We start from the raw sequence: 12,885 nt of genomic DNA, 5'->3' as shown, positions 1-12,885 counted from the left end.
TCTTACATAAAAAACACATAAAGCGTCTCTGTCATGATTGCCGTATCAGGGATTGGTTCAGAGGCGCCTTAGCCGGGTGCATTAAACCAGGTATAGGGTGAGCGCGTGTTCGGATTGCTAGGAAAAAAATCCAGTGCGGTGCTGGGCGTGGATGTCAGCTCCAGCTCGGTCAAACTTCTGGAACTGTCAAAGCATGGCGACCGTTACAAGGTTGAAAGCTATGCGGTTGAGCCGTTACCGGCCAACGCAGTTGTCGAGAAAAACATCACTGATGTAGAAGCGGTGGGTGAGGTGCTCAAGCGAGTGGCCTCTAAATCCCGTACCGGCGTCAAGCAGGTTGCCGTGGCTGTGTCAGGTTCTGCGGTTATCACCAAGCTCATCCAGATGGATGGCGGCCTCAACGAGTTCGAGATGGAAGACCAGATCACCCTCGAGGCCGATCAGTACATCCCGTATCCGCTGGATGAAGTAGCTATCGATTTTGAGGTGCAGGGTCCGTCTGAGACGAATCCGGACCAGGTCGACGTGCTGCTGGCTGCGTGCAGAAAAGAGAACGTGGATATCCGTGAGGACGCTCTCGAGATTGCCGGCCTGACTACCAAGATCGTCGATGTCGAAGCTTATGCACTGGAAAGGGCGTACAAACTGATTGAACCCCAGTTGGAGTCCCAGGGGGAAGAGCTGGTGGTTGCCATCGTCGATATCGGCGCAACCATGACCACGCTGAGTGTGCTGGCTGAGGGCAAGACAGTTTATACCCGTGAGCAGATTTTCGGGGGCAAGCAGCTTACTGAGGAAATTCAGCGCCGCTACGGCTTATCACTTGAAGAAGCCGGCCTGGCCAAGAAACAGGGCGGGCTCCCGGACGACTACGAGCCGGAGGTGCTTACCCCCTTCCGTGAGGCGGTTGTGCAGCAAGTTGCACGCGCTCTCCAGTTCTTCTTTGGCGCCAGCCAGTACAACGCCGTTGATTACGTCGTTCTTGCGGGCGGTACGGCATCCATTCAGGGCCTGACCGAGATGGTGGAGGAGAAGATCGGTACGCCAACCCTGGTTGCGAATCCATTCGCCGACATGGCCGTGGGTTCCAGAGTGAATGCATCAGCCCTGAGCAATGATGCTCCATCGTTGATGATTGCCTGCGGCCTGGCAATGAGGAGTTTCGACTGATGGCAAAGATTAACCTCAGACCATGGCGTGAGGAACTGCGAGCCGAGAAGCAGAAGCAGTTCGTGGTCATGATACTTGGCACAGCCATTGTCGCTGCCGGCCTGGCGTTCCTCTGGAAATCCGATCTTGACAGCCGGATTGCCTATCAGCAGTCCAGGAATGCCTATATCGAAACTGCTACAAAACAGCTTGATCAGCAGATTAAGGAAATCGAGAACCTTAAACGTCAGCGCGATGAACTGCTGGCGAGAATGCAGGTAATCCAGGATCTGCAGGGTACTCGTCCGGTCATCGTTCGGGTATTTGATGAGCTGGTACGTACCTTGCCGGACGGCCTCTTCTACACCGATCTTAAGCGGACTGGCGAACGCATAGAGATCGTGGGTATGGCAGAGTCGAATAGCCGCATTTCCAATCTGATGCGCCAGTTTGATGACTCTGACTGGTTCACAAATCCCAATCTCACTAACGTGGCTGCAGCCGACGCTCGTCGTGCAGGTTACAGTCAGTTCAACCTGTCTGTGCAGCAGCAGACACCGGAGCCCGAAGGGGAGGATAATTAATGAGCCTCGCGGACTCACTCAAGAGCTTGAACGAATTTGATATCAACGACCTCGATATCAATAACGCCGGTATCTGGCCTGCACCGATAAAAGCGATTGTTGCTCTGATTATTTTTGGCCTGATTCTTGGCGGCGGATACTGGTTCTTTATTAAGGATCAGTATGCCCAGCTAGACAGGGTCGAGCGCACCGAGCAGGAGCTCAAGCAACAATATGAGCGTAAAGCCTATCAGGTGGCCAACCTTGACGTGTTCAAGGCTCAAATGGCCGAGATGGAAGAGACGTTTGGCGCCCTGGTTCGCCAGTTGCCCAGCGAGACTGAGGTGCCAGGCCTGCTGGAGGACATTACCAATACCGCATTGGGTAGTGGTCTGTCTCTGCAGCAAGTAGCGCTGCAGCCTGAACAGCGGCGGGATTTCTACTCTGAGCTGCCGATCAATATCCGGGTGTCTGGTGCTTATCACGAGCTGGCGACGTTTGTCAGCAGTGTGGCAAGTTTGCCGCGGATTGTGACATTGCACGATTTAACCATTCAACCAATTGGCGGAGATGGTGAGCGGCTTGATATGCAAGTTGTTGCACGTACCTACCGCTACCGGGCTGGAGAGTGAGCATGACAGGAAAGCATGCGGGAAAAGCCTGGCTGGGTGTGTGTCTGGCGTCTTTGCTGACGGCTTGTTCCCAGGGCAACGGTTTCTCGGATCTGGACAAGTTCATGGCCGATACCCGGGCCAAGCCCCGGGGGCACGTAGAGCCCCTGCCAGAATTCAAGGCCTACGAGGCGTTCAGTTATTCCGCGGCAGATCGCCGGGCACCCTTTGAGCCGCCGGTCGACGTTCAGTTGACCATGGTGGACGAGCAGCCGATCAGTGATGTTGAGCCAGACCTCGACCGGCCGAGGGAGGTTCTGGAGAACTTCGATCTTAAATCTCTGACCATGGTTGGTACGCTTCAGGGGGGCAGCGGCGGATTGTTTGCATTGATTCGTGATGGCATTGGCGGCATCCATCGGGTACGAAATGGTAATTACATGGGGCAGAACTACGGCCGGATTGTCGGCATCAGTGAAACCCGCATTGAATTGATTGAAATCGTTCCAAATGGCCGGGGTGGTTGGGTCGAGCGCCCGCGTTCCCTGTCTTTGGATGAAGGATAAGGCCGGGAGCGATAAAGGATGAACGAAAAAAACATGCACGAACAAAATGGTTTAAGGTCGAGGCTAGCGATGTTCAAAAAACTCAGTGTCTGCGTGGGCGTGATCGCCATCGGGTTATGGAGCAGCCTGGCCAGCGCGGTCACGCTGGAAGACGTGTCGTTTTCGTCGCTGCCGGGAGAGCGTCTGGAAGTGACCATGAAATTCGACGGGCCACCGCCGGAGCCAACGGGTTACACGATTGAGCGTCCGGCGCGCATCGCCGTGGACCTCAAGGACACCACCAGTGGGCTTAATCAGCGGAGCATTCCGCTTGGTTCTGGAAACGCCCAAAGCGTTACGGTGGTGGAAACCAAAGACCGCACCCGCCTGATTTTCAATCTCATTGAGTTGGCACCCCACGAAACCGTTCGCCAGGATAATTCGCTGGTCATGACCATCGGTGGCTCCGGCGCCGCCACAACTGCCGCGGCAGGGACTCAACAGGGCCAGGCCGGCACGACTCATGCCGCTTCGTCTAACGCACTGGCTGGCGTTGACTTCCGCCGCAGTAAAGAGGGCGAGGGGCGTGTGATTGTTGATTTGGGTAGAGCGTCGACGGCCGTGAACCTGACGGAACAAGCTGGTCGCATTCGTCTCACCATGCCCGGCCTTGAGGTTCCCGTGGACCTTCGCCGCCGTCTGGACGTGACAGATTTTGCAACGCCGGTCACCCGCATCGATACCTTTATTGAGGATGGCAATGCGGTTGTTGAGATTCGCCCTGAGGGCAACTATGACTACATCGCGTATCAGTCTGGCCGTGAGTTCACCGTCAGCGTAGAGCCGATCACGGAGGAAGAAGCAGAAACTCGTCGGGAAGAGAAGTTCCCATACACCGGTGACAAGCTGTCCTTGAACTTCCAGGACATCGAGGTACGTTCGGTTCTCCAGTTGATTGCTGACTTTACCGGCCTGAATCTTGTGGCTAGTGACACCGTTGGTGGCAGCATCACTCTGCGTTTGCAGAATGTACCCTGGGATCAAGCGCTTGATCTGATTTTGAAGACCAAAGGTCTGGACAAGCGTCAGATCGGCAACGTTCTGCTGGTGGCTCCGGCAGAGGAAATCGCCGCCCGCGAAAAGCTTGAGCTTGAGACCAGTAAGCAGATTGCAGAACTGGCCCCGGTGCGCCTGGATATCATTCAGGTGAACTACGCGAAGGCGGCCGATGTTGTGGCGCTGATTCGCGCGGATGAAGAGCTGATTTCACCCCGTGGCTTCGTATCTTCCGATGTTCGCACCAATACCATCAGTGTTCGTGAGACCCAGCAGAAGCTGGAAGAGATTCGTCGCCTTGTCGGCACCTGGGATGTGCCTGTACGGCAGGTGTCCATCGAAGCCCGAATTGTTCGCGCGCAGACCAATGTGGCTGAGAATCTCGGGGTTCGCTGGGGCGGCGCCGCTTACGATGTCAGTGGTAATGATGTCATCAGTATCGGCGGATCGTTGGGTACCCTCCAGGAGGCCCGTGATGCCGCAGCCGGTGGTGGCGGTGGGATTTCGTTCCCCGGCGCCCTGGGAGTCGATCTGGGGGTTTCTGGCGACGGTGCCTCATCCTTTGCCATTGGCTGGGGTAGTGACGACTTCCTGATCGACCTTGAGCTTTCTGCTCTGGAAACAGACGGTCGCGCCGAGGTTGTCTCTCAGCCACGCGTGGTGACAGCAGATCGCCAGAGTGCGTCCATTAAGTCAGGTGAGGAGATTCCCTATCAGGAAGCGACCTCCAGTGGCGCGACTAACGTTGAGTTCAAGGAAGCGGTTCTTTCACTGGAGGTAACCCCGCAGATCACTCCGGATGACAAGATCATCATGGACTTGGTGGTAAACCAGGATTCCCGGGGCGAGGTAACGGCTGGTATACCCTCTATCAACACCAACTCCGTGACCACGCAGGTCTTGGTGGCCAACGGCGAAACTGTTGTATTGGGCGGTATCTTCCAGTCGGAAGTGGCTACACAAACCACCAAGACGCCGTTCCTGGGGGATATTCCCTACCTCGGTCGCCTGTTCAAGCGCACGGAACACATCGATGAGCGCAGCGAATTGCTGATTTTCATCACACCCAAGATCATCAAGAACGACTTGATTCAGTAATCGCTCTGCACGCAAAAAGCCGCCGCTAACCCCGGCGGCTTTTTTCTTTGTGTCGGCCTCTGGCTTATGGAATGTCTTACCCTGTGCTATTCTCACGCGCTTGAACCCTGTTGAGCGGAAATTATGTCTTTGCCCGAACGTGTTGTCCTGGTCGGCCCTATGGGAGCCGGAAAAAGTACGATTGGCCGTATGCTCGCCAAAGAGCTGGGTTATCGTTTTCTTGATTCAGACCGGATAATCGAAGAGCGGTGCGGAGCCAATATTCCCTGGATATTCGATGTCGAGGGAGAAGACGGATTCCGGCAGCGCGAAACCGCCATGCTGGATGAGCTTTCAGAAACGCGGTCAACGGTATTGGCGACCGGAGGTGGTGCGGTGATGCGCCCGGAAAACCATGCATTGTTGCGGAAAAATGCAGTGGTGATCTATCTCAAAACGTCGATTGAGCAGCAGGTAGAGCGCACCCGAAAAGATCGAAATCGTCCTCTGCTTCAGAACGATGACCCTGAGGGTGTGTTGAGAAGGCTGTTCGCAGTCCGGGACCCGCTATACACCAAGCTCGCTGATATCGTGATGTTCACCGATCGCAAGAGTCCAAGATTGGTGGTGCGCCAGCTGGTGAATCGAATCAATCCGAAAACCCCACGACATAAACGGCAGAGACGAAAAGAAGGTCGTCAACATGTACCAGGTACTCAAAGAGCTTAACGTAGAGCTGGGTGACCGCAGCTATCCCATCGTTATTGGTCAGGGGTTGCTGGGGGCTTATGATCTGACACCCTGGGTCTCCGGCAGTCAGGTGATGATTGTCACCAACGAGACGGTTGCACCTTTGTATCTTGAGCGCGCGAAGGCTTGCTTCCCAGGAAAATCGGTTGATGTGGTCACGCTTCCGGATGGCGAGAAGTTCAAGGATTGGCAGACCCTTAACCTGATTTTCGACCGGTTGCTGGAGCGCCGGCACTCCAGAAAAACAACACTTGCTGCCCTGGGCGGCGGCGTCATCGGGGATATGGCGGGGTTTGCAGCGGCCTGCTATCAGCGGGGCGTACCATTCATCCAGATGCCCACTACCCTGCTTTCCCAGGTGGATTCATCCGTTGGCGGTAAAACCGGGATCAATCACCCCCTTGGCAAAAATATGGTTGGTGCTTTTCATCAGCCCAACATCGTCCTGATTGATACCGATTCCCTGACCACACTTCCTCCCAGGGAGGTGTCGGCCGGGCTTGCGGAGGTTATCAAGTACGGCCTGATTCGTGATGTGCCTTTTCTGGAGTGGCTGGAAGCGAACATGGATGCGTTGGTCCGGCTGGAGCCCGAAGCAATAGGAGAGGCCATTTTCCGTTCCTGCCAGTGCAAGGCAGACGTTGTGGCGGTTGATGAGAGGGAAGGGGGCTTGCGGGCCATCCTGAATCTTGGCCATACCTTTGGCCATGCGATTGAAACCTACGCAGGTTACGGCAACTGGCTCCATGGCGAGGCTGTTGGAACAGGGATGATGATGGCATCTGACCTATCGTTGAGGGAAGGTATGATCAGTGCCAGCGATCATCAGAGAGCGGTGGCGTTGATTTGCCGCGCGGGATTGCCCGGGCGGGCCCCGAAAGGCATGACGCCTGATGATTTCATGTCGCTGATGGCCGTTGATAAGAAGAATGTGGATGGCAACCTCCGGTTGGTGTTGATGAGGGCCTTGGGGGATGCCTTCGTAACGGCTGATGCCCAGCCCGATAACCTTAGAAAGACCTTGTTGGAATTTATCGATTAATCGTCGTATCACGCGGTGATTGAGCAACAGGCAGGGATGAGTTGTGACCCAGGATAACCTCAATGCGATAGACAGTGGCGGATTGTTTCCGCGCCTCCAGCAACGCTACGGCTTGCGTGACAACCCGCTGGAGATGGAGACACCGTTCTTCCCGGACGCCATGCGCCATCATGCATTGGAGTCATTGCGTCATTTGTGTGGGTTTGGCGACATGGCGCTGCTGCTCACGGGTGCACCCGGTGCTGGAAAAACGCGAATACTCACAGAGTTGGTTCGAAGCGAATCCTCCCGGCTCGATTTCCATCGCATTCCGACAGCGGCTTTGACGAGTACTCAAGCTTTGGCTCGGGATCTCCATAAAATCGCTGGCTCGGGCTTGCCGGGAGATTTAGAGCCCCGCGAACTGGTTTACCAGTTTTTCAGGTGGTCTCAAGCGCGTGCCCAGCGTGGCCGGCGCCTGGTGTTGCTTCTGGATGACTCTGACGGAGTCGCGCCAGAGTTGCTGAATCTGTTGCTATCTGGATTTTTGGCGGCTGATCGGTCATTGGCCGCAGCCTTGGTATTTTCGGGTGCCGAGGGGCTCGAGGAGCAGTTTCGGGCCGAGGATCTCTCCGTTCACATCCATCATATCAATCTCCCCGCATTAACCCGTGATGACGTTTTCGCTTATCTTCAGCCTCGGGTTCATAGGGCTGGTGGCAGGCAGGATGAATTGCTTTCTTCATCGCGCCTTAAGCAGCTTCATGCTTTGAGTCAGGGCAGTTTCGGCCGACTGAAGCGCGTTGCACCAGGTGTCTGGCTCGACATGGTTACGCCACAAAGCCGAGCCGCAGCCCGTAGCTGGCCTCCCCTTGCATCACTGCGTTGGCCTGCCTTGGCATTGGTGATATTGCTGGTGTCGTGGTGGTTCGTGGCACGGCAATATGACGAATCGGTCGCTGGCGCAGGTGGGTTGGAGGCTCCGAAAGAGACAGTTCGAAGGAGCATTACTATAGGGCCCGAAGCAGCGCGAGAGGCGGCTGAAGAGCCTGCCGCTGATGCGCGGCCGTCGCCAGAGTTACCGCGCCAGCAGGAACCGGAAAACCTGGCGTTGACAGGCGTCAGTGCCGCAGTCGAAACTGAGCCAGAGCCAGAGCCAGAGCCAGAGCCAGCGTTCACTCCGGCAAGACCGAAGAACTTTGTGCCTTTGGCGCAGTTGCAACAACGTGAAGGCTGGACTCTCCAGCTTGTCGCCGGTCATCAGGAGCGTACGATTTTAAATGTTCTTGATCGCCAGCCAGACAACCCCCAATTGAGCTATACCCTCGGAGAGCGCCTGGGTCAGCCCTGGTTTATGTTGGTGTATGGCGAGTATCCAAGCCGTGAATCCGCCCGGGAAGCCTCCGGACGGTTGCCCTCTGCTTTGGGAATTACTGAGCCCTGGGTGCGGTCCTTCGAAAGCTACTAGGCGCACTATTTTGGTGCATTTCCGGCCTGTTCTGGCGGTAAAACAGCGAAAAAAATTGTATACGTAGTTTCACGTGTGTAAAATCGCTTCCCCCTTTTTTTCGGTGTCAGTACGTTTTGTGCACTAAGTTGGTGCGCTTCGGGCTGGCGAGAAAGCATTTACACGCGAGAGAACGCTTATGACAACAGGCTTGTATCATCCCGATGAGTTCAGGGACAACTGTGGTTTTGGCCTGATTGCCCACATGAAGGGCGAGGCGAGCCATAAGCTGTTGCAAACGGCCATCGAGTCATTGACTTGCATGACCCACCGTGGAGGCATCGCTGCCGATGGCAAAACCGGTGATGGTTGTGGGCTTCTTATTCAAAGTCCCAAGGCCTTCCTCTACAAAGCTGCTCAGGCGGCGTTCGGGAAAAAACCTGGAGACTTATTTGCAGTCGGCCAGGTTTTTTTAGCCCGGGACGAAAGCCAGGCGGCCGCCGGTCGTGCTGCGGTTGAGAAAAACCTCGTCGATCAGGGGTTGGAAATTATGGGCTGGCGAGAAGTGCCCGTGGACGACAGTTGCCTGGGGCCAATGGCGCTGGATTGTCTGCCCAGGATTGAACAGGTTTTTGTTGAGCCGGGCGGAAAAACCGAGCAGGAATTTGCCGTTGCGCTGTTTGTTGGTCGCCGCCATGCTGAGCGGGAGATGGCGGACGACTCTGAGTTTTATATCTGCAGCTTGTCGCATCGCACCCTTGCATACAAAGGCCTGATGATGCCGGCGGATCTCGCCAACTTTTATAAGGATCTGGGTGATCCGGATCTGCAAACCGCCATCTGTGTGTTCCACCAGCGGTTTTCCACCAACACCATGCCCAAGTGGCCGCTGGCCCAGCCGTTCCGGTTCCTGGCCCATAACGGTGAGATCAACACCATCGACGGCAACCGTAACTGGGCGATCGCACGCGCGGCCAAATTCAGTTCACCGGACCTGCCAGATCTGCAAACCCTGCAGCCGCTGGTTAACCTGACCGGCTCGGATTCATCCAGCATGGATAACATGCTGGAGATATTGCTGGCCGGTGGAGTTGACCTTTTCCGTGCCGTTCGGATGATGATCCCACCGGCCTGGCAGAATGTAGACACCATGGATTCCCAGTTGCGGGCGTTCTATGAATACAACTCCATGCATATGGAGCCCTGGGATGGCCCTGCCGGCCTGGTTATGTCTGATGGTCGTTACGCCCTGTGTATGCTTGACCGTAACGGCTTGCGCCCGGCTCGCTGGGTCATCACCAAGGACGACTTCATCACCCTGGCATCAGAAGTGGGCACCTACGGCTACTCGCCCGACGATGTGGTTGCCAAGGGCCGTGTGGGGCCCGGTCAGATGCTGGCCATCGATACCGAGTCAGGGGAAGTGTTGCACACAGCGGATATCGATCAGCGCCTGAAAACCGCGCAGCCTTATAAGCGCTGGTTGAAAGACAACGCCCTGCGGGTGGAAACCACGCTGAACCAGGCCACCCCTGAATTCAAACTGATGGAGCCGGACGAACTTCTGGTTCATCAGAAGATGTTCAATATCTCCTTTGAAGAGCGCGACCAGGTGTTGCGCCCGCTGGCTGAAAGCGCGCAAGAAGCTGTGGGCTCCATGGGTGACGATACGCCGATGGCCGTGCTGTCCAGCAAGGTGCGGCATGTGGCGGATTATTTCCGCCAGAAGTTTGCCCAGGTCACCAACCCACCTATCGACCCGCTGCGCGAAACTATCGTGATGTCGCTGGAAACCTGCTTGGGTGCGGAGCAAAACGTCTTTGAGGAGACCCCTGAACACGCCAACCGGATTATTCTGACAACCCCGGTGTTGTCGCCGGCCAAGTTCCTCAAGCTCAGCAATAACGATCGCCCGGGCTTTGAAGTGGCCAGAATTGCCATGAGCTACCGACCGGAGGAAGGCCTTCGGGAGGCGGTTCGCCGGATGTGCGATGAGGCTGAAAAGTCGGTCCGCGACGGTAGGGTACTGCTGATTCTGAGCGACAAGGACCTGGTGGAAGGCGAGTTGCCTGTCAACGCCATGATGGTGACCGGTGCTGTGCACCACCACCTGGTTGAGCGTGGCCTGCGCTGCGATTCCAACATCATTGTGGAAACTGGCTGGGCCCGGGACCCCCATCACTTCGCCGTACTGTTCGGCTTTGGTGCCACCGCGGTTTATCCGTACCTGGCCTATCAGGTCCTCAACGATCTGATTCGCACCGGTGAGCTGCTGATGGACCCGATCGAGGCCAAGAACAACTATCGTAAAGGCATCAACAAGGGCTTGTTGAAGATCCTGTCGAAAATGGGAATCTCCACCATCACCTCCTATCGCGGAGCCCAACTGTTTGAAGCCATCGGTCTGGCCGATAACGTTGTGGATCTGTGCTTCAAAGGTGTGCCCAGCCGTATTCAGGGGGCGGACTTCTTTGACTTCCAGCAGGATCAGGAACAACTCGCGGCCGTTGCCTGGAAACCCCGCAAGCCTCTGTCTCAGGGTGGTTTGCTCAAATACGTTCACGGTCAGGAGTACCACGCTTTCAACCCGGATGTGGTTGCCAAGCTTCAGGATGCCGTGATCAGTGGCGACTACGGCCACTATCAGGAATACGCCGGCCTGGTGAACGAGCGCCCGGTGGCAACCCTGCGTGACTTGTTGGTATTCAAGAAGGATATCAAGCCCGTTGATCTCTCCGAGGTTGAGCCGGTTGAGAATATCTTCCCCCGGTTTGATTCTGCGGCCATGTCCCTGGGTGCTTTGTCTCCAGAGGCCCACGAGGCGCTCGCGGTGGCTATGAACACCCTGGGTGGGCGGTCTAACTCCGGTGAGGGTGGTGAAGACCCGGCCCGCCATGGCACTAACCGCCGCTCGAAGATCAAGCAGGTTGCCTCTGGCCGGTTCGGTGTAACCGCAGAATACCTGCGAAGCGCCGATGTCATGCAAATCAAAGTCGCCCAAGGTGCCAAGCCCGGTGAGGGTGGTCAGTTGCCTGGTGGCAAGGTGAATGATCTGATCGCTCGCCTGCGTTATTCCGTGCCGGGTGTGACCCTGATTTCGCCACCGCCCCACCACGATATCTATTCCATCGAGGATCTGGCGCAGCTGATTTTCGATCTGAAGCAGGTGAACCCGGAAGCCCTGGTGTCGGTGAAGCTGGTGTCCGAACCTGGAGTAGGTACTATCGCCGCCGGTGTGGCAAAGGCCTATGCCGACCTGATTACTGTATCTGGTTACGATGGTGGTACTGCGGCCAGCCCGTTGACCTCGATTCGCTATGCCGGCTCGCCCTGGGAGCTGGGCCTGACCGAAACCCAGCAGGCCCTGAGGGCAAATGACCTGCGGGGCAAGATTCGCCTGCAGACAGACGGTGGCATCAAGACTGGGTTGGATGTTGTTAAAGCAGCGATTCTGGGCGCTGAAAGCTTCGGCTTCGGCACTACGCCAATGGTGGCCCTGGGTTGTAAATACCTGCGGATCTGTCACCTGAACAACTGTGCCACCGGTGTTGCTACCCAGAACGATTATCTGCGGGAAGAGCACTTCAAGGGCACCGTTGAGATGGCCATGAACTTCTTCCGTTTTGTCGCGGAAGAAACTCGCGAGTGGATGGCCAAGCTGGGTGTTCGCAGTCTTGAGGAACTGGTTGGCCGTGTCGATCTGCTTGAGCGCCTGCCGGGCAATACCGAGCGCCAGAAGAAGCTGGATCTGACCCGTCTGCTGCAGAATGATCACATCCCGGCGGACAAGCCCCAGACATGTCAGGTTGAGCGCAACCATCCGTTCGACGAAGGCCGCCTGGCGGAGCAGATGGTGAAAGATACCGCTGCAGCTATCGCAGAGAAGTCCGGCGGCGCCTGGAGCTACAAGGTTACCAACTGCGATCGCTCCATTGGTGCGCGGCTGTCTGGCGAAATTGCAGCGCAGTACGGTAACCAGGGAATGGTGGATGCACCGATCACCCTGGATCTTACCGGGACCGCAGGCCAGAGCTTTGGTGTGTGGAACGTGGGTGGTCTGAACCTGATTCTTGAAGGCGATGCCAACGACTACGTGGGCAAGGGCATGACTGGAGGCAAGCTGGTTGTTAAACCGCCCCGCGGCAGCGACTTCAAAACCCAGGAAACATCCATCGTGGGTAATACCTGCCTGTACGGCGCGACAGGGGGCAAGCTGTTTGCCGCTGGCACAGCCGGTGAACGCTTTGCGGTTCGTAACTCTGGTGCCCATGCGGTGGTAGAAGGGGCCGGGGACCACTGTTGTGAATACATGACCGGCGGCCTGGTGACCGTTCTCGGTTCCACCGGCTATAACTTCGGTGCCGGCATGACCGGCGGCTTCGCTTATGTCCTGGACCTGGACAACACCTTCGTGGACAAGTACAACCACGAACTTGTTGAGATCCAGCGTATTTCGCGGGAAGACATGGAGGCATACCGGAATCACCTGCGTGGTGTGATCCGGGAGCATATTTCCGAAACCGGAAGCGCCTGGGCGGAGCACCTACTTGAAGATTTCGACGATTACATCGGCCGTTTCTGGCTGGTGAAGCCAAAGGCTGCGAACCTGCGCAGCCTGCTGGCCAGCACCCGTGCCCGCCCGGAATAAGGCTGGGCAACGTAAAGG

At 56.4% G+C, this 12,885-nt stretch carries 9 protein-coding genes; all 9 read left to right on the top strand.

Annotated elements, in window-relative coordinates; all coding sequences use genetic code 11:
• Positions 1-105 precede the first annotated feature (105 nt).
• The 9 genes from ACTZWX_RS14860 to gltB all read left to right on the top strand — a co-directional run bounded on the left by ACTZWX_RS14860 (position 106) and on the right by gltB (position 12,867).
• Positions 106-1,170, top strand: a complete 1,065-nt coding sequence (locus ACTZWX_RS14860) for a pilus assembly protein PilM (protein WP_444714603.1) — start codon at positions 106-108, stop codon at positions 1,168-1,170.
• Complete coding sequence (locus ACTZWX_RS14855) at positions 1,170-1,733, top strand: PilN domain-containing protein (RefSeq protein ID WP_072678329.1); 564 nt, start codon at positions 1,170-1,172, stop codon at positions 1,731-1,733. The genes ACTZWX_RS14860 and ACTZWX_RS14855 overlap by 1 nt, the downstream gene beginning before the upstream one ends.
• Entirely contained in the window at positions 1,733-2,344 is a 612-nt protein-coding gene (locus ACTZWX_RS14850) for a type IV pilus inner membrane component PilO (protein WP_072678328.1), read from the top strand. The genes ACTZWX_RS14855 and ACTZWX_RS14850 overlap by 1 nt, the downstream gene beginning before the upstream one ends.
• Positions 2,345-2,346: 2 nt before the next feature.
• On the top strand, positions 2,347-2,889 hold the full coding sequence (locus ACTZWX_RS14845; protein WP_444714602.1) for a pilus assembly protein PilP: 543 nt from the start codon (positions 2,347-2,349) through the stop codon (positions 2,887-2,889).
• 69 nt (positions 2,890-2,958) lie between these two features.
• Positions 2,959-5,022 (top strand): type IV pilus secretin PilQ, encoded by a 2,064-nt coding sequence (gene pilQ, locus ACTZWX_RS14840; RefSeq protein WP_444714601.1) that lies wholly within the window; start codon positions 2,959-2,961, stop codon positions 5,020-5,022.
• 123 nt (positions 5,023-5,145) lie between these two features.
• Positions 5,146-5,730, top strand: a complete 585-nt coding sequence (gene aroK / locus ACTZWX_RS14835) for a shikimate kinase AroK (RefSeq protein WP_138438137.1) — start codon at positions 5,146-5,148, stop codon at positions 5,728-5,730.
• Positions 5,705-6,793 carry a 3-dehydroquinate synthase gene (gene aroB, locus ACTZWX_RS14830; RefSeq protein ID WP_152437319.1) on the top strand — a complete coding sequence of 363 codons (1,089 nt, stop codon included), beginning with the start codon at positions 5,705-5,707 and terminating at the stop codon, positions 6,791-6,793. Before aroK ends, aroB begins: the two co-directional genes overlap by 26 nt.
• 43 nt (positions 6,794-6,836) lie before the next feature.
• The gene (locus ACTZWX_RS14825; RefSeq protein ID WP_444714600.1) at positions 6,837-8,240 is read left to right on the top strand and encodes an AAA family ATPase; all 1,404 of its coding nucleotides are present in this window, start codon (positions 6,837-6,839) and stop codon (positions 8,238-8,240) included.
• Between the two features lie 178 nt (positions 8,241-8,418).
• The gene (gene gltB, locus ACTZWX_RS14820; protein ID WP_444714599.1) at positions 8,419-12,867 is read left to right on the top strand and encodes a glutamate synthase large subunit; all 4,449 of its coding nucleotides are present in this window, start codon (positions 8,419-8,421) and stop codon (positions 12,865-12,867) included.
• Positions 12,868-12,885 lie beyond the last annotated feature (18 nt).

The organism is Marinobacter sp. NSM (assembly GCF_052380025.1).
In the GTDB taxonomy this organism is placed as follows: domain Bacteria; phylum Pseudomonadota; class Gammaproteobacteria; order Pseudomonadales; family Oleiphilaceae; genus Marinobacter.
The sequence above is the reverse complement of the archived record's forward strand: the minus strand, read 5'-3'. Positions and strand labels throughout refer to the sequence as shown.